Genomic DNA, 24,290 nt, shown 5'->3' on the forward strand with positions numbered 1-24,290 from the left:
TAGACTGAACGTCCAGCAGGTGGCTACACGCTCGAAAGGCGCCCCCGTGTCCATCGGCAACGAAGCGGAAGAGGACCGTCCGACGGTCGGTCAAGCCCTCCGACAAGCCCGTATCGAAGCACGGCTGACAGTCGACGAAGTCAGTACCTCTACGAGAGTGCGCGTCCCCATCGTGCAGGCGATCGAGGCGGACGACTTCTCCCGTTGCGGCGGTGACGTCTACGCCCGCGGGCACGTCCGCACCCTCGCCCGAGAAGTCGGCCTGGACCCCAAGGAACTCGTAGCGCAGTACGACGAGGAACACGGGGGACGGCCGCAGCCGACACCGCCCGCCGCCCTCTTCGAAGCCGAACGGATCCGTCCTGAGCGGCGCAGGCCCAACTGGACGGCCGCGATGGTCGCCGCGATCGTCGCGGTGGTCGGCTTCGTGGGCTTCACCCTCGTCGGAGGAGGCGGCGAACAGGAGCCGTCCAAGGCGAAGGAGACGCCCTCCGCGCAGCCGACCGAGACCGACACCCCCTCCAAGCCGCCCAGGACGACGGCGCCCGAGGACGAGAAGCCGTCCGAGAGTGCGGAGCCGTCCGAAAGCGCCATCGCGGCGGCCCCGGCCGACAAGGTCACCGTCCAGATGACGGCGGAGCAGGACGTCTGGATCTCCGCACGGGACCACAACGGACGGCTGGTCCACGAAGGCGTGCTGAAGAAGAGCAAGAGCAAGGTCTTCACCGACGACAAGCGCATCAGCCTCGTACTGGGCAACGCCGGCGGCGTGAAGCTCTACGTCAACGGCAAAGAGGTCGAGGACGTCGGCGAGGACGGCCAGGTGCAGCGCGTCAGCTACACCCGCGGCGACCCGGAAGCAGGCTAGGCACGGCGCGACGGCACGGTCCGTTCTCGCCCGGAGCCCCTCACTCGGCGACAAGTCGACATAGGGGACCGAATGCGAAGTGACAGGACGATGTGTCGACCCGGCAGCCGGACGGACGCCCTGACCTGGGCACCGCCGCCCGGCGCGAGGCGGCCTCGGCCACAGCGCGTCCCGCCCACCAGCCGCAGCATCACCTGCGGCTGGTGGGCGGGACGCGACGAAGTACGCTGAGTCCATGCCCGAACGCCGCACCGTCGCCCTCGTCACGCTTGGATGCGCCCGTAACGAAGTTGACTCCGAGGAACTCGCAGGCCGCCTGGCGGCGGACGGCTGGGACCTCGTCGAGGAGGCCGCGGAGGCCGACGTCGCGGTGGTCAACACCTGCGGATTCGTCGAGGCCGCCAAGAAGGACTCGGTGGACGCGCTGCTGGAGGCCAACGACCTGAAATCCGGCGGGAGTCCGGAGGACGGCGGCTCGCGTACGAAGGCCGTGGTGGCCGTCGGCTGCATGGCCGAGCGCTACGGCAAGGAACTCGCCGAAGCCCTGCCCGAGGCCGACGGCGTACTGGGCTTCGACGACTACGCCGACATCTCCGACCGGCTGCGCACCATCCTCGGCGGTGGCGTGCACGCCCCGCACACCCCACGTGACCGCCGCAAGCTGCTGCCCATCAGCCCCGCCGAACGGCAGGGCGCCGGGCCGGACGTCGCGCTGCCGGGACACGGCGGTCAAACCGGTCCCGCGGCGGGCGAGTTCGAGGATCTGCCGGAAGGTCTCGCTCCCGCGTCCGGGCCCCGCACGCCGCTGCGGCGGCGCCTCGGGGACAGCCCCGTCGCCTCCGTGAAGCTGGCCTCCGGCTGCGACCGGCGGTGCTCGTTCTGCGCGATTCCGTCCTTCCGCGGCTCGTTCATCTCGCGGCGGCCCTCGGACGTACTGGCCGAGACGCGCTGGCTGGCCGGGCAGGGCGTGCGGGAGGTCATGCTCGTCTCCGAGAACAACACCTCCTACGGCAAGGACCTCGGCGACATCCGGCTCCTGGAGACGCTGCTGCCGGAACTGGCCGCCGTCGACGGCATCGAGCGGATCAGAGTCAGCTATCTCCAGCCCGCCGAGATGCGGCCCGACCTGATCGACGTGCTGACGGGCACCGAGAAGGTCGCGCCGTACTTCGACCTGTCCTTCCAGCACTCGGCGCCGGGTGTGCTGCGCGCGATGCGGCGCTTCGGCGACACCGAGCGCTTCCTCGGGCTGCTGGAGACGATCAGATCCAAGTCGCCGCAGGCAGGCGTCCGTTCGAACTTCATCGTGGGCTTTCCGGGGGAGAGCGAGTCCGACGTGGCCGAGCTGGAGCGCTTCCTGTCACAGGCGCGCCTGGACGCCGTCGGAGTCTTCGGATACTCGGACGAGGACGGCACGGAGGCCGCCGGCTACGAGGAGAAGAACGACCCGGAGGTCGTCGCGGAGCGCTTGGAGCGGGTCTCCCGGCTTGCCGAGGAGCTGACGGCGCAACGTGCCGAGGAGCGGCTGGGAGAGACGGTACGGGTGCTCGTCGAGGGCGTCGCGGACGACGCCGACTTGGGCGCTGACACCACCGAAGGCGGCGCGGTCGGCGACGGCGATGACGCCGTGCTGGTCGGCCGCGCGGCGCACCAGGCACCGGAGACCGACGGCCAGGTGCTGCTGAGGGGCGGTCCCGCGCCGCTACGGGGCACGGCGATCGGACGTATGGTCGAGGCGAAAGTGGTCGCCACAGAAGGCGTGGACCTGGTCGCCGAGCCGCTGCACAGCGGCCCCGAAGGGGGCGACGAGGACGGCCCGGGCAACAAGGAGGCCGGCGGATGACGGGAATGCCGGCCTCCGCGGCGAGTGGTGGTGCGATGGCCAAACCCCAGCACAAGCCCCAGTACGAGCCGCGTCCAGGCGCCGCCGCGGGGGCGGTGCGGCGCGTGAGCCTGTGGAACGTCGCCAACATCCTCACGATGGTGCGGCTGCTGCTCGTCCCCGGCTTCGTATGGCTGATGCTGTGGCACGGCGGCCACGATCCTGCCTGGCGTTCGTTCGCCTGGGCCGCCTTCACCGTCGCCATGATCACCGACCTCTTCGACGGGGAGCTGGCACGCCGCTACGACCTCGTCACCGACTTCGGCAAGATCGCCGACCCCATCGCGGACAAGGCGATCATGGGTGCGGCGCTGGCCTGCCTCTCCGTGCTGGACGATCTGCCCTGGTGGGTGACCGGGGTGATCCTCTTCCGTGAGCTCGGGATCACGGCGCTGCGTTTCTGGGTGATCCGGCACGGTGTGATCCCCGCCAGCAGGGGCGGCAAGCTGAAGACGCTGGCTCAGGGCGTCGCCGTGGGGATGTACGTGCTGGTGCTGACAGGTCCGCTGGCGACGCTGCGCTGGTGGGTGATGGCGGTCGCCGTCGCGCTGACGGTGGTGACCGGCCTGGACTACGTACGGCAGGCGATCGTGCTGCGCAGGGCCGGACGGGCCCGTGAGCGCGAAGCGCGGGCGGCACGACCGGCCGACTCCGCGGACGCGGCTGACGCGGCGGAGCCCTCCGGGCCGGGTGGCTCGGAGCAGCCGTGAGCGACGTCCGGGCCTCCGCCGAACGTGAGGAGAGTTACTTCGACGTGGCGGCGCGAGTGCTGGAGCTGCTGACGGAGCGCGGAGAGACGCTGGCCGTCGCCGAGTCGCTGACCGGCGGCATGGTCGCCGCCGAGATCACGGCGGCACCGGGCTCGTCACGGGCGTTCCGCGGCTCGGTCACGGCGTACGCCACGGATCTGAAGCGGGAACTGCTGGGCGTTGACGGGGCGCTGCTGGAGGAGCGGGGCGCGGTGGACGCGGATGTGGCGTGCGCCATGGCCGAGGGCGTACAGGAGGCGCTGAGCGCCTCCTGGGGGCTGTCGACGACGGGGGTGGCCGGACCCGAGCCGCAGGACGGCCGGCCCGTTGGCACGGTCTTCGTGGCCGTCTCGGGTCCGCGGGGAACGGTGTGCCGCGGGCTGGAGTTGCAGGGCGACCGAGCGGAGATCCGCAAGCTGAGCGTGAAGGCCGTACTGGGGCTCCTCCACGGCGAACTGGCCGGGAATGAACGGAGGAAGGGTAAGGAACAAGACGGGGGGAATGGTTGTTTGCAGCCCTGAGTGAACACGACATCGCTCCCCGCACGGCCGCAGCCCGAGGCGGTACGGTGGAGCCTGAAGGATTCACGCCCGATGGGGTGGTGGGTATCAAGCTGTGGAAGACGCCGCGCGTTGAGAGGGAGGAGCACCGATGATTCTGCTCCGTCGCCTGCTGGGTGACGTGCTGCGTCGGCAGCGCCAGCGCCAGGGACGTACCCTGCGCGAAGTCTCTTCGTCTGCCCGGGTTTCACTCGGGTATCTCTCCGAAGTCGAGCGCGGCCAGAAGGAAGCTTCCTCGGAACTGCTGTCCTCGATCTGCGACGCGTTGGACGTCCGGATGTCGGAGCTCATGCGGGAAGTCAGCGATGAGCTGGCGCTTGCGGAGCTTGCCGAGTCCGCTGCGAGCGAGACCGTGCCGGCGCCTATGCGGCGCACCGTTCTCAACCCTGTCTCCGTGACATCTGTCACAGGAGTTCCGGAGGAGCGGGTCACGATCAAGGCGCCCGCGGAGGCCGTCGACGTGGTCGCGGCCTGACGCTCGCTCGGCGGAGAGCACAAGAGTTCACCGAGAGGTCCTGCCGGTTCGTCCGGCGGGGCCTCTCGCTGTTCGGCCCCCATCGCTGTGTTCCTGCTGGCCGCATACGAGCTGCTTTGTACGCGAATCCGCCCGTATGCAGGCGGTGGGCACGGCCGTTGCCGTGTGACATCTGGGCTGCTGCGCCTTGTGACTGCTGCTGCTTCGTACTGCTGTCGCGGGGTCGCGCAGAGTGCGCGACGATGAGCACGAAGGCGAGTACGGCCCGGGTCGGCGTGCGCGGGAGGTGCGGAGATGGCGGGGTGCATACGGGGACTGCCGGTTCGCCGGGTCCTGGCGGTCGTGGCCGCGGTCGTCGCCGGATGGCTCGTATGGCGGCTGGCAACTCATGGGGCTCCGGCGGTGGAGTCCGTGGTTTCGATGGCTTCGGTGCTCGGTTGGGGGCTGGGGCTGATGCCTGTGCATGTGAAGTTGGGGGAAGCGCGAGGTCCCGAAGGGGCGCGGAGGATACGGCGACCGGCGCGGACATACGACCGCAGACGTGACCGCGGGGGCCGTCGTACGGCTGCCTGAGGACTCTTGGGGGAGCCGAACCGGCCGTACGGCTGAGGGGGCCGTTCGGCCGAAGTGAACGCTGGAATGGGGGAGTTCGGGCGTTCGCGCGACAGGACGACGGGGGCAGTTGGGCCCGGTGGGCGCCTGTCGTCCGCGGTGCTACGTCGATCAGAGGTGGGGGCCGGGCTGGCAGCGTGGGCAGTAGAAGGCGGTACGCAGGCGCTCGGGCGGTCCATGCTCGCCCGTGCGTACGGGAGTGCCGCAGCGGTGGCACGGCCTGCCGGTTCGTCCGTACACCCACAGCGCGCGGTCGCGGTCCGCGCGGGCCGGGGCGTGGGTGGTGCGCCGGTCGAAGCGGTCCTTGTTGGCGTCGAGGAGATTGTGAGCGGCGGCGACCAGCTTCTCCAGCCGTGGCGGCGGCAGTTCACCGAGGGGCGTCCAGGGGGAAGTGCCCGCGAGGAAGCAGAGTTCGGCGGCGTAGACGTTGCCGATGCCCGCGAGATTGCGCTGGTCGAGCAGGGCTTCCACGAGGGGGCGGGCCGGGTCGCCGAGCAGGCGGCCCAGCGCCTCATTCGCGTCCCAGTCCGGGCCCAGCAGATCGGGGCCCAGATGTCCCAGGGCCGCCGACTCCTCGTCGGTGCGCAGCAGTTCGAGGAGCGGGAGGCGGTAGCCCGTCGCGGTGCCGGTGGATGTGGCGAGCACCGCGCGAATCTGATGTGACGGGCCGCCACCTCCCCTTGAGGGGCGTTCGGGGGTGGTCACTCGCCAGGAGCCTTCCATTCCCAGATGGGAGTGGACGGTGAGACCGCCCTCGACGCGGATGAGGATGTGCTTGCCGCGGGAGGCCGCTTCGAGCGTCGAACGTCCGGAGAGATCCGTCGTGGCGAGCTTCGGGACGCGGAAGTCGGTGCGTGTCAACGGCTGCCCTGCCAGCGCGTCGTGCAGGCGGCGGGCCGTGTACCAGACCGTGTCTCCCTCGGGCATGGCCTCACCTTCGCAATCCCTGCGGCGCCGCCGATGCGTCAAGTGGCCGCGAGACGGGGGAGGTTGGCGTCGGTGTGGGTGCGGGGCGCTCCGACGCCCTTGCCTTCTTTGCCTTCTTACGCCCTGTGTCCGCTCCCGTCGCGTGCATCGCCGCCGTGGCCACGGTCATCGTGCCCGCAGCCGCAGACCACGGGGAGTCGCATGGAAGCCGGCGCTCTCCAGGACGGTGCCGAACGGCGACGAGAGCGCGGGCGAGCCGTTGACCCGCTCCACGGTGACCGTGCCCAGCGCGCCCTCCAGTGCCGCTCGCGACAGTGCCTCCGCCGCGGTCGCCGGTGCGGGACGCCCGCCCGCCTCGGCGAAGTCGCTGTCCGTAAGCGGGACTTCGACCCCGGATGTGCCCGGCCAGACGAGCAAGGTCTTGCCGCCGCGCTCCATATAGACCGTCAACTCGCCGTCGACCAGGACCACCACGGCGCCCGCCTTACGGCCCGGCTTGTGTGTGGCCCCCTCGGGAGGATCGGGCCAGGGCAGGGCCGCACCATAGGCGTTGGCCGGGTCGGCGGCGGCCAGGACCACCGCCCGGAAGTGCTGCTCGCGCTCGCGGGCCGTATGCACCGCGCGCAGCCTGTCGATGGCGCCGTCCATCGCGAACTGGGCCGCGCCCAGGCCCTCCACGACATACCCGCGTCGCGCCTGCCCGCTGTCCTCGAACGCCGAGAGCACCTTGTACGCCGCTGAGAAGCCGCCCTCCACGCCCTCGGCGGACACGGCGCCCCGAGTGACGACGCCGTGCCTGTCGAGCAGCGTACGAGCGAGGGCGTGTGCCCGGTGCGTCGCGTCCGTCTCGGCGGCCGGGAGCAGGGACCAGCGGCCCGCGACGGTCGGCGGACCGTTGCGCGAGGCGGTGGGGCGGTTCGTGCCGCTGCGGGTGGCGGACGCCGTCAGGGAGCCGTAACGGCCGCGTGGGACGGCGCGTTTGGCGCGGTGCGCCGTCGAGCCCGCCGTACGGCCCGAGCCGAGGAGGGCGCGGAGCGGCGCGAGCGTGTCATTGGAGACGCGGCCGGACCACGCCAGATCCCATAGCGCGTCCGCCAGTTGGGGATCGGTGGCCTCCGGCTCCCCGGCGGCGCGCACCTGATCGGCGATCTGACGGAAGAACAGCCCGTAGCCGGGAGCCAGCGCATCGAGGACCGCCTGGTGGAGCGGCGTCAGCTCCAGCGGCAGGGGAGGCGGCAGCAGCAGCGGAGCCGAGTCGGCCGGATACAGCGAGAGCCAGCCGTCCTTGCCCGGCAGCGAGCCCGCGCCCGCCCACAACACCTCACCCGATGTGGTGAGTTCGTCGAGCATGCCAGGCCCGTAGTCCCGTACGCGTCCCGGCAGGACCAGCTTCTCCAGCGCGGACGCGGGCACCGGCGCGCCCTGCAACTGCTCGACTGTGCGCATCAGTCCGTCGATTCCGCGGACGCTGCCCGCGCCCGACGGTGACACGTGCTGCCACTGGGGCAGGAAAGCCGCGAGCGCCGCAGCGGGCACCGGCTCCAGCTCCTGCCGCAGCGCCGCCAGCGAGCGGCGCCGCAACCGGCGCAGCACCGCCGCGTCACACCACTCCTGGCCCACTCCCGCCGGGTGGAACTCGCCCTGTACGAGGCGGCCGGACGCCGCCAGCCGTTGCAGCGCGCCTTCCGCGACCGCGGTGCCCAGCCCGAAGTGCGCGGCGGCGTCGGCGGATACGAACGGGCCGTGCGTACGGGCGTAACGGGCGAGGAGGTCGCCGAGGGGATCGGGCACCGGCTCCATGAACGCCTCCGGAACGCCCACCGGCAGGGCTGCGCCCAGGGCGTCCCGCAGTCTCCCCGCGTCCTCGATCGCGGCGAAGTGCTCGGCCCCGGCGATGCGTACGCGGATCGCCCGCCGCGCCGACTCCAGCTCCACGGCCCATCCGGGGTCGGCGCCGCGCTCCCGCAGGGCGTCAGCCGTCAGCGGCCCCAGGAGCCGCAGTACGTCGGCGACGCCCTCGGCGTCCTTCACCCGTCGGTCCTCGGTCAGCCACTGGAGCTCACGCTCCAGCTCGGTCAGCACCTCCGCGTCGAGCAGCTCACGCAGCTCGGCCTGGCCCAGCAGCTCCGCCAGCAGCCGCGAGTCCAGCGAGAGGGCCGCGGCGCGGCGCTCCGCCAGCGGCGAGTCGCCCTCGTAGAGATACTGCGCGACATAGCCGAAGAGCAGTGAACGGGCGAAGGGCGACGGGTCGTTGGTGGTGACCTCGACGACGCGCACCCTGCGGGCCTCCACATCGCCCATCAGCTCCGCGAGGCCCGGCACGTCGAAGACGTCCTGAAGGCACTCCCGTACCGCCTCCAGCACGATGGGGAAGGAGCCGAACTCCGAGGCGACCTGGAGCAGTTGAGCGGCGCGCTGCCGCTGCTGCCACAGCGGGGTGCGCTTGCCGGGGTCGCGGCGCGGCAGCAGCAGCGCACGCGCCGCGCACTCGCGGAAGCGGGCCGCGAAGAGCGCAGAGCCGCCGACCTGGTCCGTGACGATCTGCTCCACGTCTCCCGCGTCGAACAGGACGTCGGCGACGCCGACGGGCGCCTGCCCGTCGTCGAAGGCGGCACTTCTGCCGGAGGGCCCGGCGGCGGCCTCCTCCAGCAGATCGAGGCCCATCATGTCCGCGTCGGGAAGGCGCAGAACGAGGCCGTCGTCGGCGTGCATCACCTGGGCGTCCATGCCGTACCGCTCGGTGAGGCGGGCGCCCAGGGCCAGGGCCCAGGGGGCGTGCACCTGCGCGCCGAACGGCGAGTGCACCACGACCCGCCAGTCGCCCAGCTCGTCACGGAAGCGCTCGACCACGATCGTGCGGTCGTCCGGGACATGGCCGCAGGCGCTGCGCTGCTCGTCGAGATACGCGAGCAGGTTGCCCGCCGCGAGCTCGTCCAGCCCAGCCGCGTCGAGCCGCTGCCGCGCCTCCTCCCGTCCGAGCGAGCCGACCTCACGCAGGAACGCACCCAGCGCACGCCCCAACTCCAGCGGGCGGCCAAGCTGATCGCCCTTCCAGAACGGCAGCCGTCCCGGCACTCCCGGAGCGGGCGTGACCAGCACACGGTCCCGCGTGATGTCCTCGATGCGCCACGAAGTGGTGCCCAGCGTGAAGACGTCGCCCACACGGGACTCGTAGACCATCTCCTCGTCCAGCTCGCCGACCCGGCCGCCGCCCTTCTTGGGGTCGGCGCCCGCGAGGAAGACGCCGAAGAGACCACGGTCCGGGATCGTGCCGCCCGATGTGACGGCGAGACGCTGGGCGCCCGGCCTGCCGCTCAGGGTCTGCGCGACCCGGTCCCACACCAGGCGCGGACGCAACTCCGCGAACGCGTCGGACGGATAGCGGCCCGCGAGCATGTCCAGCACCGCGTGGTACGCCGACTCGGGCAGCGAGGCGAACGGCGCCGCGCGGCGCACCAGAAGCAGCAGCTCCTCCACGTCCCAGGTGTCCACCGAGACCATCGCCACGAGCTGCTGCGCCAGAACGTCCAGCGGATTGGAGGGGATGCGCAGGGCCTCGATGGCGCCCTCGCGCATCCGCTCCGTGACGACGGCCGACTGCACAAGATCCCCGCGGTACTTGGGGAAGACCACACCCGCCGAGACCGCGCCCACCTGATGCCCGGCACGGCCCACCCGCTGAAGACCCGACGCGACCGACGGCGGCGACTCGACCTGTACGACCAGATCCACAGCGCCCATGTCGATGCCCAGCTCCAGGCTGGAGGTGGCGACGACGGCGGGCAGCCGCCCCGACTTCAGCTCCTCCTCCACCTGCGCACGCTGGTCCTTGGAGACCGATCCGTGGTGCGCGCGGGCCAGCAGCGGCGGTGCGCCCTTGGCCGCGCCCGCCTCGGCCATCACCTCCGCCGGCGAATGGTGCTCTGGCATGGGCTCGCCGGTGGCCCGTTCGTAAGCGATCTCGTTGAGCCTGTTGCACAGACGCTCGGCCAGGCGGCGGGAGTTGGCGAAGACGATCGTGGAGCGGTGCGCCTGCACGAGATCCGCGATGCGCTCCTCGACGGACGGCCAGATCGAGGGCTTCGCGCCGCTGCCGGGACCCGCGCCGCTGCCGGGACCCGCCCCGGCGTCCTGCGCGGGCGAACCGCCCAACTCGCCCATGTCCTCGACGGGCACCACCACCGACAGGTCGAACTCCTTGCCCGACGGCGGCTGTACGACCGTGGCCTTGCGCTGTGGCGAGAGGAAACGCGCCACCTCGTCCACCGGGCGCACCGTCGCCGAGAGGCCGATGCGGCGCGCGGGACGCTTCAGCAGCTCGTCCAACCGCTCCAGGGACAGGGCCAGATGGGCACCGCGCTTGGTGCCGGCCACCGCGTGCACCTCGTCCAGGATCACCGTCTCCACGCCGGAGAGGGCGTCACGGGCCGCGGAGGTGAGCATCAGGAACAGCGACTCCGGCGTGGTGATCATGATGTCCGGAGGGCGGCGCGCCAGCGAGCGCCGCTCGGCCGCGGGGGTGTCACCGGAGCGGATGCCGACCCTGATGTCCGGCTCGGGCAGGCCGAGGCGCAGCGACTCCTGACGGATGCCGGTCAGGGGGCTGCGCAGATTGCGCTCCACGTCGACCGCGAGCGCCTTCAGGGGCGATACGTACAGCACCCGGCACCGCTTGAGCGGATCGGCGGGAGGGGGAGCGGAGGCAAGCCTGTCGAGCGAGGCGAGGAACGCGGCGAGGGTCTTGCCCGAGCCGGTCGGCGCCACGACCAGCGCGTCGGACTCCTCGGCGAGCGCGCGCCAGGCCCCCGCCTGCGCGGAGGTGGGCGCGCTGAAGGCCCCCGTGAACCAGGCCCGGGTCGCGGGGGAGAAGACGTCGAGAGCCGAGGCCGCGGAGGCGTCCGGCGAAGGGCCCGGCGAGGAGCCCGGAGAGGTCTGACCCATGCCGTCCATCGTGCACCCGGCCACTGACAACGCCGAGTCACGGCCGTACGGGCGGGCGTACGCCCGTGCCCGCGCATGCGGTGGCGGCGGGCCGGGCAGGGCGCGGCGGCCGGAGGCTCACGCTTCGTGTGCAGCCTGAGCACAGAAAACACACGAGACCGGCGGCTGCCGCTCCGCTTAGCGTGGGTCCGTGCTCGAACAGGAGAACCCATCCGGCCGTCCGCTGCCCACCGCGCCCGAGGAGTCGCCCCGGGGCACGCAGGGTGACGACCGCGCCGTCATACGTGACGCCCTGGGCGTGGGTGTGGCCGTCGGCCTCTCCGGCTTCGCCTTCGGCGTGACGGCGGCGGAGGCGGGCGTCAGCGTCGCGCAGGCGTGCGCGCTCAGCCTGCTGATCTTCACCGGGGCCTCGCAGTTCGCCCTCGTAGGGGCGCTCGCCGCCGGCGCGGGCCCGCTCACGGCCGCGGCGGGGGCGTTCTTCCTGGGCGTGCGGAATGCCTTCTACGGGCTGCGGCTGGCCGCGCTGCTGCGGCTGCCGCGCGGACTGCGCCCGTTCGCCGCCCATATGGTCATCGACGAGACGGCGGCGGTCACGCTCGCGCAGACGACGCGGCGGGGCGCCCGTATCGGGTTCACCGTCACCGGCTTGACCCTCTTCGTGCTGTGGAACGTGACCACGCTGCTCGGTGCCCTGGGCGCGGGCGCGATCGGCGACACCGCGACGTGGGGGCTGGACGCGGCCGGGCCCGCCGTCTTCCTCGCGCTGCTGGCGCCGATGCTGCGTACCGGCGTGGCCCGCGCCACGGCGGCACTGGCCGTCGTGCTGGGGCTCGGGCTGCTGCCCGTGCTGCCGGGCGGAGTGCCGGTCCTGCTCGCGGCGACGGCGGCGCCTGCCGTACTGCTGCTGCACGGTCTGAGGGCGCGTAGGCGGGGACGTGGACCGGCCGATGACAGTGCCGAGGCCGGGCCCGTCGACGATCCCGGGCCCGTCGACGATCCCGGGCCCGTCGACGATCCCGGGGCCGAGGAGCCGGAGCCGGAGACCGGCACGGGACCGGGGGAGGAGCGGCGGTGAGCGTGTGGATCGCGGTCGGCGTGACGGCACTGGGCTGCTACGCCGCGAAGCTACTGGGGCTGTCGGTGCCGCAGGGCGTGCTGGAACACCCCTTCGTCAAGCGGCTGGTGACGCTGCTTCCGGTCGCGCTGCTCGCCGCGCTGACCGCACAGCAGACCTTCAGCGACGGCGGCGCACTCGTGCTGGACGCGAAGGCCGCGGGACTCGGCGCCGCGGCGCTGGCACTGCTGCTGCGGGCTCCCTTTCTCCTGGTGATCGCGGCCGCGGTGCTGGTCACCGCCGCGGTACGGGCACTGGGCTGGGCGCCATGAGGACGCCGGGCGGGGAAGCAAGGGGGCGGCGGGCGTACGGCCCGCCCGGACGGGGCTGGATACTGGGCGTATGCGGTTGACGGACTTCTGGCAGCGGATGGCGGAGCACTTCGGCGAGACCTACGCGGACTCCTTCGCCCGCGACCATGTGATGTCGGAACTCGGCGGCCGTACCGTGAACGAGGCCCTGGAGGCGGGCTGGGACGCGAAGGTCGTCTGGCGCACCGTGTGCGCCGTCATGGACGTGCCCGCGGAGAAGCGGTAGCGCCCGGGGTCCGGGCGACGGTTCTGCGGGGCCGCAGGCCGACGGGGCGTACGGCGAGACGTCGTCGCCGTGACGAGCGCTGTGGCCCGCCGCCCGGACCGTTTCGTCCGCCCATGCCCGCCCTGCTCAACTCGCCCTTTTGAGCAGGGATTTCAGGAGTTATCCACAGAATCCCGGGGTGGCTTGACGCTAAAATCGAACATCGATTCTTATAGGGGTCCTGGCGGGTGCTCCCGCTCCGGCCGCCCGGCCGGGGAGCAGGGAGCCGGGCCGATTGTCAGTGGCAGACGCTAGCGTCGTGGACGTGAAGCGATCGACTCAAGCAAACCGGGTGGCACCCATGGCAGAAACCGACCGCGAGAAGGCGCTCGAGACCGCCCTCGCGCAGATTGAACGGCAGTTCGGCAAGGGCGCCGTGATGCGCATGGGGGAGCGGCCGAACGAGCCGGTCGAGGTCATCCCCACGGGATCCACCGCCCTCGACGTGGCGCTCGGCGTCGGAGGACTGCCGCGCGGGCGCGTGGTGGAGGTGTACGGGCCGGAGTCCTCCGGCAAGACGACCCTGACGCTGCATGCGGTGGCCAACGCACAGAAGGGCGGCGGGACGGTCGCGTTCGTCGACGCCGAGCACGCCCTCGACCCCGAGTACGCGAAGAAACTCGGCGTCGACACGGACGCGTTGATCCTCTCCCAGCCGGACAACGGCGAACAGGCGCTGGAGATCACGGACATGCTCATCCGTTCCGGCGCGCTCGACCTGATCGTCATCGACTCCGTCGCCGCGCTCGTCCCGCGTGCGGAGATCGAGGGCGAGATGGGCGACTCGCATGTGGGGCTCCAGGCCCGGCTGATGAGCCAGGCCCTGCGAAAGATCACCGGCGCGCTCAACCACTCCAAGACCACGGCGATCTTCATCAACCAGCTACGCGAGAAGGTCGGCGTGATGTTCGGGTCGCCCGAGACCACGACGGGCGGGCGGGCGCTGAAGTTCTACGCCTCCGTACGGCTCGACATCCGCCGGATCGAGACGCTCAAGGACGGCACCGACCCGGTGGGCAACCGCACCCGGGTCAAGGTCGTCAAGAACAAGGTCGCACCGCCGTTCAAGCAGGCCGAGTTCGACATCCTCTACGGGCAGGGCATCAGCCGCGAGGGCGGCCTGATCGACATGGGCGTGGAGAACGGCTTCATCCGCAAGTCCGGCGCCTGGTACACGTACGAGGGCGACCAGCTCGGGCAGGGCAAGGAGAACGCCCGCAACTTCCTTCGCGACAACCCCGATCTGGCCAACGAGATCGAGAAGAAGATCAAGGAGAAGCTGGGCATCGGAGTGGCGCCGGAGGAGCCCGGCAGCGAGCCCGGTGCCGATGCCGCAGGCGCGGCCGCACCGGCCGGTGAAGCTGCCGCAGACGCGGCCAAGGCCGCTCCGGCCTCGAAGGCGAAGGCGCCGAAGTCCGCTGCCGCGAAGAGCTGATCCGTGACACGGCGCACGCCATGGCCGGTCCAGGAAGACAGCGGTGGCCCCACTTCGTCGAGGGCCGAGGTGGGGTCACCGCGTAAGACACGGGCGTCCCGCCGGGGTATGTCCGGCGGGCGGCCGAGCACAGATGAGGGTGAGACGTCCCTCGATGAGGGAGGCGAAGGCGAACTCCCTGGCGTCGACGGGGACTTGGGCGACGATGGTGCTCGGGAGCCGGGCAAGGGCTCGGGCAGTGACTCGGGTGGCGACTCGGGTGGCGACTCGGGCGGTGGCCCCGACGGCGACCCGAGCCAGGACCCGGTGGAGCGGGCGCGGGCGGTCTGCCTGAGGTTGCTCACCGGTACGCCACGGACGCGACGTCAGCTCGCGGACGCCTTGCGTAAACGGGAGATCCCCGACGAGGCCGCGGAGGAGGTGCTCTCCCGTTTCGAGGAGGTCGGGCTGATCGACGATGTGGCCTTCGCGGACGCCTGGGTGGAGTCCCGGCATCACGGCCGCGGGCTTGCCCGGCGGGCGCTGGCCCGTGAACTGCGTACCAAGGGCGTCGACTCCCAGGTCATCGAGGAGGCGGTGGGTCAGCTCGACGCCGAGCGTGAGGCGGAGACGGCACGTGCGCTGGTGGAGGGCAAGCTGCGCTCCACGCGGGGGCTGGACCGTGAGAAGCGGATTCGCCGCCTCGCCGGGATGCTTGCCCGCAGGGGGTACGGCGAGGGGCTGGCGCTAAGGGTGGTGCGGCAGGCGCTGGAGGAAGAGGGGGACGATCCCGAGGTGCTGGACCGGTATCTGCCCGAGGACTGACGCGACTTCGGCCCGAGGCGCGTCCGTCCCGGCACGACGTCGACCCGAGAGCGTCGAGCGCCGCCCGGGGCCTACTGTCGTTTGGGTACGGTGAGAAGGACCACTCGTTCGTGGGACGCCGGTGGCCGCACGGGCGCGTCTTGAGCCCGACTCGCCCTGAACCGACGGGACTTGGGCCCGACGTGGCTTCGGGCTCAGCGGCCCAGGCCGGTCAAGGCTCTCGCCCGGTCCAGCATCGGGGCCCATGTTCCCGCCCCAGCCCAGGCCCGGCTTGGCCCTCGCGCCTCGCCCTGGCTGCGGCCATGCGCGCCGCCCTGGCCCAGCCCCTCGCCCTTGTCCAAATCCCGTAAGGCGTCCGCCGCCGTCACCGGCGTATGTCGCGCGAGCGGGAGGTGACCGGGCGGTGGTCCGGGATGGCGCCGCCGCGGACCGCGTCCGCGAGGGACCTGAGCTGAGCGGTGCGCGGCCCCGGCACGGCCGCCACCAGATGACCGTCGGGCCGTATCACGAGCAGGGTGTGGGCCGCCGCGCCCGGATACTCCTCCGTCACCAGCAGATTCGCCTTGAGCGGCAACGCCTCCACGGCCGCGGCCAGTTCGGGCATCATGCCTGCCGACAGCCAGTGGCGGCTGTCCCAGACGGCGGTGCCCGGGGCGACGAGCATGACCGTCAATTCGCAACCGGAGCCGCACAGTTGCTCACGCAGACGGCCGCGCTCGCCGTTCAGCGCGATCACCGGCACGTCGTCGACCGGTGCACCGGGGGAGGTCTCCACCCGTACCGTGTCGACCGCGTTCCTGGGGGGTGTGAGCGGCGAGTTTCGGTAGGCGGCGGGTGCGCCGAGCAGCCCGCGCCCCAAGTGGCCGTCCGTCAGCAGCTCCAGCCTCGTGCGGGAGCCGCCGCCCGGCAGTATCGAACGCAGTCCTCCGCCTTCCCGTCGCACCAGCGGCAGGGCCTGGTCCACGGCGCGCAGCCGGGCGCCGACGGCGCCGCGCCGCTCCGACTCGTAGCTGTCCAGCAGCACTTCGGTCGCGTCGCGGTCGACGCGCGGGCCGCGCACGCCGTTCGCCTCGTGCCAGGCGATGGCGAGTTTCCAGGCGAGGTTGGCGGCGTCACGCAGTCCTTCGTCGACGGACTGCACGCCGAGAGCCCCGAGGAGGTGGGCCGCGTCGCCCGCGAGGAACGTCCGCTGTACGCGGAAGCGGCGGGCGAGCCGCTGGTGGGCGGTGTAGACGCCGGTGTCGAGGAGTTCGTAGGTCGCGCCGTCGCTGCCGGGGCCCGCGCCCGCACCCGTACCGGTGCCCGCTCCCGTACCGGAGCCCGCACGTACGACCGCGCCCCCGGCGCCGCCCGTCCCGCCGTTCCGGTCCCCTCCGTCCGCGTACCACTGCCCGAGGGTTATGCGGATGCGCTCCAGCAGCGCCTCGGGTGTGACGAGTTCGCCGCGCGGCGGCAGAAGCCAGTCCAGCCGCCACACGCCCTCCGGCAGCGGACGCGCCGTCACCTCCGTCTGCGGTACGGACGCCGCCGCGCCGGTCAGCCCGGCGCCGCCGCCCAACTCACGATGCAGCAGGGCCTGTTGCTCCCAGGGCAGATCCGTGCGCAGCGCCGCCACAGCGTGCCGCTCCACGGATGTGCGGCCCGCGAAACGCACACCGAGGAGCTTCCGTACGGTCGATCGTGCGCCGTCGCAGCCGACGAGATAGCTGCCCCGCCACCAGGTGCCGCCCCGTCGCGCCCCCGACGCCTCACCACGGGCGCCCATTCGGGCCGCTCCGCCGTGGCCGGCCCCATGGCCGCCTCGATAGCCGTCGTCGTTCTCGACGGGTACGAGAGTGCCGCGCGGACGGGTATGTGCGGTGACGCCCGTAGCGTCCTGCTCGATGATGTCCACATGGCTGCGCGTGACGATCTGGGCGAGCCGCTCCTTCGCGAGCGCGGCGCGCAGGCCCTGCTCCAACTCGTGCTGTTCCACATGGAGCGGCGAGGTCTCCTCGCTCAACTCGACATCCTGGACGAGCTGCCGGCGCCGCCGTGTGCTCCAGCGGGTCCAGCGCGCGCCCGGAACGGAGGCGTGCGGAGCGGTCAGCGCCCCCAGCCACGAGGCCGTGTCGGGGCGCAGCACACAGCTTCGGGCGGCGCGCACGGTCACCTTGCCGTTGCCGTTGTCCAGTACGAGCGAGGGCACTCCGGACTTCGCGAGCGCGAGGGACAGCGCGAGCCCGGTCGGCCCGGCGCCGACGACGATGACTTCGGACTCGCTCACGCGCGGTTCCCCGAGCAGTGCCCGGCACCGCGGAACGCCCGGCCCGCACAGGCGGTTGAGGGGGTGGAAGCGGGAGTGGGTGGAGCACAGTGCGCGATCACGAAACGTATGCAACCCAGTGCCAGGTCACCCGTCAAGCTGAGCCGGAACGACGGAAGCGGCGGCCCGGACAGATCGTGACAAGTCCTGGCCGCCGCGCGCCGTGGCTGTTCCAACCGGCCGGCCGCCGGCGCCTGCCGTTTCGGTTCCCGAGGGGTTCCTCCGGCGGGAACCGGAATCGGCCGGTGGCGCCGGCGTGCCGTGTCAGGCCGCGGGCCCCGCGCCGCCGCCCATGTCGGGCGCCGCCGTCTGGGTCTCGGCCACCGGGATGCCGGTCTTGGCACGCCGCCCCCGCTTCTCGATCCAGTTCGCGAGCGCGGACAGGGCGAGGCACATGGCGACGTAGATGGCACCGAAGACCAGGACCACGGGCACATACGGGTTCTCACCGTCGACGAGGATGGTGCTGGCCATCTGCCGCCCGGCGTACAGCAGTTCCTCGTAGGTGATGACGAAGCCCAGCGAGGTGTCCTTGAGCGTGACGACGAGCTGGCTGACGATCGTCGGCAGCATGGACCGTACGGCCTGCGGGATGAGGACCGTCGTCATCACCTGGGTCTTGTTCATGCCCAGCGCGTACGCGGCCTCGCTCTGCCCCCTGGGCACGGCGACGATCCCGGCGCGCAGCACCTCGGCCTGCACCGCGCCGTTGTAGAGCGTGAGGCCGAGCACGACCGCCCACAGCGGATCGCTGGTGAAGAAGCCCACCCACAGCACGTAGATGGTGATCAGCAGCGGTACGGCGCGGAAGAGTTCGATGACGCCGGTCGCGACCCAGCTCACGGGCTTGTGGTCGGAGAGCCGCGCCACCGCGAGCAGCACGGCGAGCACCAGCGACAGCACACCCGCCATCGCGAAGGCCTCAAGGGTGCTGACGATGCCCTTGGCGATGGAGTTGCGGACGCCCGCGTAGTTGAAGATGTCCCACATCGCGCCGTCGAGCTGGCCCTTGATCGCCAGCCGGTAGATCACGAAGGCGACGATCGCGAGCACCGCGGCGGAGCCGACGACGGCGTAAGTGCGGTTGCGTGCACGGGCCTTGGGGCCCGGTGCGTCGAAGAGTACGGAAGAGCTCATCGGGCGACCTCCAGCCTGCGCTCCAGCAGCCGGAACAGGCCGCTGATGAGGAAGACGAGCACGAGGTAGGCGAGGGCCACCCATACGAAGATGACCATGACGTTGTAGCCCTTGTCGCTCAGCACCTTCTGGACGCTGAAGAGTTCGGGGTTGTTGAAGGCACCCGCGATGGCGGAGTTCTTCGTGAGGGCGATCATGATGCTGCTCAGCGGCGGAAGCACCGTACGCGTCGCCTGCGGCAGCACCACCATGCGGAGCGTCTGCACGAAGGTCATGCCGAGGCTGCGGGCGGCCTCGGCCTGCCCGAGCGGCACGGTGCTGATGCCGGAGCGCACCGCCTCGCACACGAACGACGAGGTGTACAGGCCGAGCGCCAGCACGCCCAGGATGTAGGAGCTGATGCCGGGGAAGACGATCTGCGGCAGTACGAAGAAGGCCACGAGGAACAGCAGCGTCAGCGGGGTGTTGCGAAGCACCGTGACCCACACGGTGCCGAACGCGCGCAGCGGCGGCACCGGCGAGACCCGGAAGCCGGCTATCAGCACGCCGAGCACGAGAGAGAGCGCGGCACTGGCCGCGGTCAGTGAGACCGTTCCGAGGAATCCGTCGCGGAACAGGTCCAAGTGGTCGAGCAGAACATTCATAGGGTCTCCGCAGGGCGGTCAGGGAATGCCGCGTCCCGTACGCCCGCCCGCTGTGGGACGGGCGTACGGGACGCGGGTGGCGCAGGGGCCGTGCCCCCGGCATGCCCCCCGTCGGTGCACGCCGGAGGCGACGCATCAGCCGTCAGCCGTGAGCCGCAGGCCGACGGAGGACAGGAGGGCCGTCAGTCGCGCTCCAGGGCCGGCGGCTCCTCGAACTTCGAACCGGAGCGGCCGAGGGTCGCGTCGTAGGCCTTTTTGTAGCTGCCGTCCTTCTGGTGTGCCTCGACGGCATCGAGCACGGCGTTCTGAAGCTCCTTGTCGCCCTTCTTCAGACCGATGCCGTACGGCTCCTCGCTGAAGGTCTTGCCTACGACCTTGAGCTTGGTCGGACGCTCGGCGGCGTAGCCCTTGAGGATGGCGTCGTCGGTCGTCATCGCGTCGACCTGGCCGTCGAGAAGCTGCTTGACGCAGTCGGTGTACTTGCCGAACTCCACGGGCTCAGCGCCGAACTTGGACTTGTTGTCCTTGAGGTTCTGTAGCGGCGTGGAGCCGGTGACGGAGCAGACCTTCTTGCCCTTGATGCTGTCGGGGCCCTTGATCGACTTCTCGTCCTTGCGCACGAGCAGGTCCTGGCCGGCCATGTAGTACGGGCCCGCGAAGGAGACCTGCTTCTTGCGCTCGTCGTTGATGGTGTACGTGCCGACCATCAGGTCGACCTGCCCCTTGGAGATCGCGGTCTCGCGCACGGAGGAGTCGATCGTCTTGAACTGGATGTCCTTCGTGGCGAAGCCGAGGTCGGCGGCGACCATCTTGGCGACCTCGATGTCGAAGCCCTCGTACTTCTTGGACGAGGGGTCCTGGAAGCCGAGGTAGGGCTGGTCGGACTTGGCGCCGATGATCAACTTGCCGCGCTTCTGTGCCTTCTTGAGCACGGGCGAGTCGACCTTGACGTCCTTGGCGACCTCGTACGTCGGCAGCGCCTTGGTGTCCGTGTCGCCGCCCGGCTTGTCACCGGCCGGGCCCTTCTTGCCTCCGCAGGCGGTGGCGGACAGGGCGAGGGTGAGGACCACGGCCGCCGAGGCGGCGGTCTTGCGGAACTTCATGATGGGCACATCCCTTGCTCGTGTTCTGCTGGTGTCGGCGGTCGTGCGGGCGGTCGTACACGTCCATGTCCGCAGCCGTACGGACCGTAGCCGTACGGCCTGCCGCGGTGTACGGCCCCCGGCTGCCGGTGGGGTGGCAGCCGGACGGCCGGGGGACCGGGCGGCGGAGCCGGCGTTCGTTGCGGGGCGTTTCGGTGCTGCGGTGTCCGGACCGCTCTGGAATCGATCGGTCCGTAAAGCGAACCGGACGGGCCAGACCGGCTCGGACAGGGCCTGACTGGTTCGGACGGGGCTGGACTGAACGGAGACGGGGCTGGACTGAACGAATCGGTACGGAAGTGCCGGATCTGCCGCGGAACTTCGGCCGCCCGTAAGTTCCCGGGCGGCACGTAGCAGTAAGTTCCACGGCGGCACATCAGTGGTGAAGAATCTTCGCGAGGAAGTCCTTCGCCCGGTCGCTGCGGGGGTTGTTGAAGAACTGCTCCGGCGTCGCCTCCTCGACGATCCGGCCGTCCGCCATGAACACGACCCGATTCGCGGCCGAGCGTGCGAAGCCCATCTCGTGAGTGACGACGACCATCGTCATGCCCTCGTCGGCGAGCTGCTTCATCACCTCGAGGACCTCGTTGATCATCTCGGGGTCGAGCGCTGACGTCGGTTCGTCGAAGAGCATCACCTTGGGGTCCATCGCGAGCGCGCGGGCGATCGCCACCCGCTGCTGCTGGCCCCCGGAGAGCTGTGCGGGGTACTTGTCGGCCTGGTTGCCGACACCGACCCGGTCGAGGAGCGCCCGTGCCTTGGTCTCCGCCGCCTGCTTCTCGGTGCGGCGGACCTTGGTCTGGCCGAGCATCACGTTCTCAAGGACCGTCTTGTGGGCGAACAGGTTGAACGCCTGGAAGACCATCCCGACGTCCGCGCGCAGCCTGGCGAGCGGCTTGCCTTCCTGCGGCAGCGGCTTGCCGTCGATGGAGATGCTGCCCGAATCGACGGTCTCGAGGCGGTTGATGGTGCGGCACAGCGTCGACTTGCCCGACCCGGAGGGCCCGATGACGACGACGACCTCTCCGCGGGCGATGGTCAGGTCGATGTCCTGGAGCACATGCAGCGCACCGAAGTGCTTGTTCACGTTGTCCAGTACGACCAGATCGTCCGCGGCCGGCGCGGCGTCCTTGGTCACCGATACTTCGCTCATCGGCGTGTAGCTCCGTCCTCGTCGGTTGCGAGGACACTAATGAGCGACTGCCACCAGCGTCATTACATCTGAGGGGAAATTGAGCATAACGATCCCGTCGCGGAACGGACCCGGCCCCGCAGAAGCCGTGGAATCCGTAGTCTGTCGTACCGGCTGACAGACGGAAATCCCGTGCCACAGGGAGCACCTCGACTCACCTGCGACGATACGGGGGATGCAGTGCCGCGGCGCATGCCGTGGACGTGGCGCACGCCGTGCGCGGCCGCGGACTCAGAGTCGCGGGTCGCAGGGGCGGGTCGCACGCGTAAGGTCGCGCGCCCGGGTGCGGCATCGCGGAGGGAGGGAGGCCCGAGTGAGGTTGCTGCTCGTCGAGGACGACATTCACGTCGCCACGGCGCTCTCGGCCGTGCTCGCACGGCACGGCTTCGACGTGGTGCACGCCCGCAGCGGCGAGGAGGCCCTCCGTGAGCTGCTGCCCTCCGAGGACGTGGCGCCCTTCGGTGTCGTACTGCTCGACCTGGGCCTGCCGGACCAGGACGGCTTCGAAGTGTGCGGCCGGATAAGGAAGATCAGTTCCACGCCCGTGATCATGGTGACTGCGCGTGGCGGCGTACGCTCCCGCATCCACGGGCTGAACCTCGGCGCCGACGACTACGTCGTCAAGCCCTACGACACCGGTGAGCTGCTGGCCCGTATCCATGCCGTCAGCCGCCGTGCCGCCGTGCCCGAGGAGAGCGGCGAGTCCTCGCGCGACGAGGGCACGCCCGCGGACAGTACTCTCCGGGTCGGTGCCGTGACCATCGAACTGCCCACGCGGCAGGTGTGTGTGGACGGCACCTCGGTGGCCCTGACACGCAAGGAGTTCGACGTGCTGGCGCTGCTCGCTCAGCGCCCGGGTGTCGTCTTCCGGCGGGAGCAGATCATCAGCGAGGTCTGGCGGACCAGTTGGGAGGGGACGGGGCGCACCCTGGAGGTGCATGTGGCGTCGCTGCGCTCCAAGCTGCAACTGCCCGCGCTGATCGAGACCGTGCGCGGTGTCGGCTACCGGCTTGTCGAGCCGTCGCAGCCGGCCTAGCGCTGAGCGGTACGCCGAAGTCGCGTACGTACCTCGGTACGTGGGGGAAGAGGGCCACAGGGCCACGGGTCGAAGGGGGCCACCGGCCAGGACAGGCAGGACAAACAGGACGGGCCGTGACAAGCAGGCCAGGACAGGCGGAACAGGCCGCGCGGCCGTGAGACCGGGAGCCGGAAGAGACCATGCACGCACGTCTGCTGCCACTGCTGATCGTTCTGCTCGCCGGTGTGCTGCTCGCTCTCGGCTTCCCGCTCGCCATGAGCCAGGCCGCCGCCGAACAGCAGCGCGTCGTCGTCGACCGCATCGACGACACCGCACGCTTCGCCGCGCTCGCCCAGTTCGTGGCCTCGTCGCCGGACGAGGGCGAGCGGCTGTCCATACTCCAGGACGAACTGCACCGCTATCACAGCCTCTACGGCATCGACGCGGGCGTCTTCCTCCGCGACGGCCGCGCGCTCGGTGTCTCGCCCGGCGGCTGGAGCGTGCCCGAGTCGGGCGAGGGCGCCGACGCGTTCGCGGAGGCCCTCGCCGGGCGGCGCAGCCACGACCCCGAGCAGGTATGGCCCTGGCAGGAGGGGCACATCGCCGTCGCCTCGCCCGTCATCCGGGACGGCGACGTGGCAGCGGTCGTCCTCACCGACTCGCCGACAGGTCAACTGCGTTCGCGCATCCTCCAGGGCTGGCTCCCGATCATCGCGGGCGAGGCCGCCGCGATGCTGCTCGCCGTGGGGCTGGCGCTGCGACTGACGGGCTGGGTGCTGCGTCCCGTACGGACTCTGGACCGGGCGGCGCACGAGATCGCGGTCGGCCAGTTCAAGTCCCGCGTCGCCGCGTCCGGCGGCCCGCCCGAACTGCGCCACCTCGCCCGCTCGTTCAACGAGATGGCGGACAACGTCGAGAACGTGCTGGAGCAGCAGCGTGCCTTCGTCGCCGACGCCTCCCACCAGTTGCGCAATCCGCTCTCCGCGCTGCTGCTGCGCATAGAGCTGCTCGGGCTCGAACTGCCCGAGGCCGACGAGGAGTTCAAGTCCGTACAGGCCGAGGGGAAACGGCTGGCGCGGGTCCTGGACGATCTGCTCGATCTTGCCCTGGCCGAGCACGCGTCGGCGGATCTGCGGCTCACGGACGTGGCGGAGGTGGCCGCCGAGCGCGTGGAGGCGTGGCGTCCGGTGGCGGAGATCAAGGGCGTGGTGCTGGAGTCGGAAGGCAGACAGGCCATTACGGGATGGGCCGACCCCGTCACCCTCTCCAGCGCGATGGACGCGGTGGTCGACAACGCGATCAAGTTCACGCCCGAGGGAGAAAGCGTCACCGTCGGCGTCAGCAGGAAAGGCGACAGCGTCATCCTGGAGATCGCCGACCACGGCCCCGGGCTCACCGAAGAGGAGATGGAACGCATCGGCGACCGCTTCTGGCGCAGCAGCCGCCACCAGAACATCTCGGGCTCGGGCCTCGGCCTGTCGATCACCAGGGCGCTGCTGGCGTCGTGCGGCGCGAAGCTCGAGTACGCGCACAACGAACCGAAGGGCCTGCGCGTCGTGATCACGGTGCCGCGCAATGCGCCCACGGCGGACGAGGGCACGGGCGGCGAGGGCCGCCAGAGGCCGGTCGTCTCCCTGAAGAAGCGGCCGAGGGAGTCCGCCGAAGCGGACGCGTGATCCCGGCCCTGGCGGGGCCGGGGCCCGGCCCGCTTTCTGGGCCCCGCTGCCCCTGGTGGCGTCCGCTCGCGAACGTGGACGGCGCTGCGACAACTCGATGCCCCGCGGGGACAGTTGTTCGCGGCCCCCGGCCAGGTGCGCCCGCCGCGTCGCGCTCCCGGCGAGCACGGGGAATGCTCCCCGGCCAGAGGCAAACCCGGCCGGGGACCCCCGCCCCGCATGCCCAGTAAGCC

19 protein-coding genes are annotated in these 24,290 nt (G+C 71.1%); 12 read left to right on the top strand and 7 right to left on the bottom strand.

The window, feature by feature from the left end; translation table 11 throughout:
- Positions 1–46 precede the first annotated feature (46 nt).
- From MMA15_RS22075 to MMA15_RS22095, 5 genes are all read left to right on the top strand, one after another.
- Complete coding sequence (locus MMA15_RS22075) at positions 47–868, top strand: helix-turn-helix domain-containing protein (protein WP_241061842.1); 822 nt, start codon at positions 47–49, stop codon at positions 866–868.
- Between the two features lie 235 nt (positions 869–1,103).
- Positions 1,104–2,711, top strand: coding sequence for a 30S ribosomal protein S12 methylthiotransferase RimO (gene rimO / locus MMA15_RS22080; protein ID WP_241061843.1), 1,608 nt, complete (start codon positions 1,104–1,106; stop codon positions 2,709–2,711).
- Complete coding sequence (pgsA, locus tag MMA15_RS22085) at positions 2,708–3,460, top strand: CDP-diacylglycerol--glycerol-3-phosphate 3-phosphatidyltransferase (RefSeq protein ID WP_241061844.1); 753 nt, start codon at positions 2,708–2,710, stop codon at positions 3,458–3,460. Before rimO ends, pgsA begins: the two co-directional genes overlap by 4 nt.
- Complete coding sequence (locus MMA15_RS22090) at positions 3,457–4,020, top strand: CinA family protein (RefSeq protein WP_241061845.1); 564 nt, start codon at positions 3,457–3,459, stop codon at positions 4,018–4,020. Before pgsA ends, MMA15_RS22090 begins: the two co-directional genes overlap by 4 nt.
- Positions 4,021–4,150: 130 nt before the next feature.
- Complete coding sequence (locus MMA15_RS22095) at positions 4,151–4,534, top strand: helix-turn-helix domain-containing protein (protein WP_169135730.1); 384 nt, start codon at positions 4,151–4,153, stop codon at positions 4,532–4,534.
- A 723-nt stretch (positions 4,535–5,257) separates the two neighbouring features.
- Here the strand turns inward: MMA15_RS22095 and MMA15_RS22100 are convergent.
- Both MMA15_RS22100 and MMA15_RS22105 read right to left on the bottom strand, forming a co-directional pair.
- Positions 5,258–6,073, bottom strand: coding sequence for an Fpg/Nei family DNA glycosylase (locus MMA15_RS22100; RefSeq protein WP_241061846.1), 816 nt, complete (start codon positions 6,071–6,073; stop codon positions 5,258–5,260).
- 165 nt (positions 6,074–6,238) lie between these two features.
- The gene (locus MMA15_RS22105; RefSeq protein WP_241061847.1) at positions 6,239–11,014 is read right to left on the bottom strand and encodes an ATP-dependent helicase; all 4,776 of its coding nucleotides are present in this window, start codon (positions 11,012–11,014) and stop codon (positions 6,239–6,241) included.
- A gap of 223 nt (positions 11,015–11,237) precedes the next feature.
- On the opposite strand from MMA15_RS22105, the gene MMA15_RS22110 reads away from it, so the two are divergent.
- The 5 genes from MMA15_RS22110 to recX all read left to right on the top strand — a co-directional run bounded on the left by MMA15_RS22110 (position 11,238) and on the right by recX (position 14,943).
- Positions 11,238–12,089, top strand: a complete 852-nt coding sequence (locus tag MMA15_RS22110) for an AzlC family ABC transporter permease (RefSeq protein WP_241063361.1) — start codon at positions 11,238–11,240, stop codon at positions 12,087–12,089.
- Positions 12,086–12,400, top strand: a complete 315-nt coding sequence (locus MMA15_RS22115; RefSeq protein WP_241061848.1) for an AzlD domain-containing protein — start codon at positions 12,086–12,088, stop codon at positions 12,398–12,400. The genes MMA15_RS22110 and MMA15_RS22115 overlap by 4 nt, the downstream gene beginning before the upstream one ends.
- A gap of 70 nt (positions 12,401–12,470) precedes the next feature.
- Positions 12,471–12,665 (top strand): DUF3046 domain-containing protein, encoded by a 195-nt coding sequence (locus MMA15_RS22120; RefSeq protein ID WP_241061849.1) that lies wholly within the window; start codon positions 12,471–12,473, stop codon positions 12,663–12,665.
- Between the two features lie 340 nt (positions 12,666–13,005).
- Positions 13,006–14,139 carry a recombinase RecA gene (gene recA / locus MMA15_RS22125; RefSeq protein ID WP_241061850.1) on the top strand — a complete coding sequence of 378 codons (1,134 nt, stop codon included), beginning with the start codon at positions 13,006–13,008 and terminating at the stop codon, positions 14,137–14,139.
- Positions 14,140–14,142: 3 nt separating this feature from the next.
- Positions 14,143–14,943 carry a recombination regulator RecX gene (gene recX / locus MMA15_RS22130; protein ID WP_241061851.1) on the top strand — a complete coding sequence of 267 codons (801 nt, stop codon included), beginning with the start codon at positions 14,143–14,145 and terminating at the stop codon, positions 14,941–14,943.
- A gap of 364 nt (positions 14,944–15,307) precedes the next feature.
- Here the strand turns inward: recX and MMA15_RS22135 are convergent, their stop codons facing one another.
- The 5 genes from MMA15_RS22135 to MMA15_RS22155 form a co-directional block, all read right to left on the bottom strand.
- Positions 15,308–17,209, bottom strand: coding sequence for an FAD-dependent monooxygenase (locus MMA15_RS22135; RefSeq protein WP_241061852.1), 1,902 nt, complete (start codon positions 17,207–17,209; stop codon positions 15,308–15,310).
- 303 nt (positions 17,210–17,512) lie between these two features.
- Entirely contained in the window at positions 17,513–18,385 is an 873-nt protein-coding gene (locus tag MMA15_RS22140; protein ID WP_241061853.1) for an amino acid ABC transporter permease, read from the bottom strand.
- Positions 18,382–19,029 carry an amino acid ABC transporter permease gene (locus MMA15_RS22145; RefSeq protein WP_241061854.1) on the bottom strand — a complete coding sequence of 216 codons (648 nt, stop codon included), beginning with the start codon at positions 19,027–19,029 and terminating at the stop codon, positions 18,382–18,384. Before MMA15_RS22145 ends, MMA15_RS22140 begins: the two co-directional genes overlap by 4 nt.
- 182 nt (positions 19,030–19,211) lie before the next feature.
- Positions 19,212–20,132 (bottom strand): glutamate ABC transporter substrate-binding protein, encoded by a 921-nt coding sequence (locus MMA15_RS22150; protein WP_241061855.1) that lies wholly within the window; start codon positions 20,130–20,132, stop codon positions 19,212–19,214.
- A 415-nt stretch (positions 20,133–20,547) separates the two neighbouring features.
- A complete protein-coding gene (locus tag MMA15_RS22155; RefSeq protein ID WP_241061856.1) occupies positions 20,548–21,324 on the bottom strand; it encodes an amino acid ABC transporter ATP-binding protein in 777 nt (258 codons plus the stop codon).
- Positions 21,325–21,676: 352 nt separating this feature from the next.
- Here MMA15_RS22155 and MMA15_RS22160 point away from each other — a divergent pair, with 352 nt between their 5' ends.
- Positions 21,677–22,399: a response regulator transcription factor gene (locus MMA15_RS22160; RefSeq protein WP_241061857.1), complete on the top strand. Its 723-nt coding sequence runs from the start codon at positions 21,677–21,679 to the stop codon at positions 22,397–22,399.
- Positions 22,400–22,581: 182 nt separating this feature from the next.
- Positions 22,582–24,057: a sensor histidine kinase gene (locus MMA15_RS22165; protein WP_241061858.1), complete on the top strand. Its 1,476-nt coding sequence runs from the start codon at positions 22,582–22,584 to the stop codon at positions 24,055–24,057.
- Positions 24,058–24,290 lie beyond the last annotated feature (233 nt).

The organism is Streptomyces marispadix, assembly GCF_022524345.1.
Lineage (GTDB): Bacteria > Actinomycetota > Actinomycetes > Streptomycetales > Streptomycetaceae > Streptomyces > Streptomyces marispadix.

Coding starts and splice junctions, on each gene's coding strand:
- MMA15_RS22140 (WP_241061853.1), bottom strand. CDS start 18,385: ATGAGCTCTTCCGTACTCTTCGACGCACCGGGCCCCAAGGCCCGTGCA.
- recA (WP_241061850.1), top strand. CDS start 13,006: ATGGCAGAAACCGACCGCGAGAAGGCGCTCGAGACCGCCCTCGCGCAG.
- rimO (WP_241061843.1), top strand. CDS start 1,104: ATGCCCGAACGCCGCACCGTCGCCCTCGTCACGCTTGGATGCGCCCGT.
- MMA15_RS22100 (WP_241061846.1), bottom strand. CDS start 6,073: ATGCCCGAGGGAGACACGGTCTGGTACACGGCCCGCCGCCTGCACGAC.
- MMA15_RS22105 (WP_241061847.1), bottom strand. CDS start 11,014: ATGGGTCAGACCTCTCCGGGCTCCTCGCCGGGCCCTTCGCCGGACGCC.
- MMA15_RS22120 (WP_241061849.1), top strand. CDS start 12,471: ATGCGGTTGACGGACTTCTGGCAGCGGATGGCGGAGCACTTCGGCGAG.
- MMA15_RS22150 (WP_241061855.1), bottom strand. CDS start 20,132: ATGAAGTTCCGCAAGACCGCCGCCTCGGCGGCCGTGGTCCTCACCCTC.
- MMA15_RS22145 (WP_241061854.1), bottom strand. CDS start 19,029: ATGAATGTTCTGCTCGACCACTTGGACCTGTTCCGCGACGGATTCCTC.
- MMA15_RS22155 (WP_241061856.1), bottom strand. CDS start 21,324: ATGAGCGAAGTATCGGTGACCAAGGACGCCGCGCCGGCCGCGGACGAT.
- MMA15_RS22095 (WP_169135730.1), top strand. CDS start 4,151: ATGATTCTGCTCCGTCGCCTGCTGGGTGACGTGCTGCGTCGGCAGCGC.
- pgsA (WP_241061844.1), top strand. CDS start 2,708: ATGACGGGAATGCCGGCCTCCGCGGCGAGTGGTGGTGCGATGGCCAAA.
- MMA15_RS22165 (WP_241061858.1), top strand. CDS start 22,582: ATGCACGCACGTCTGCTGCCACTGCTGATCGTTCTGCTCGCCGGTGTG.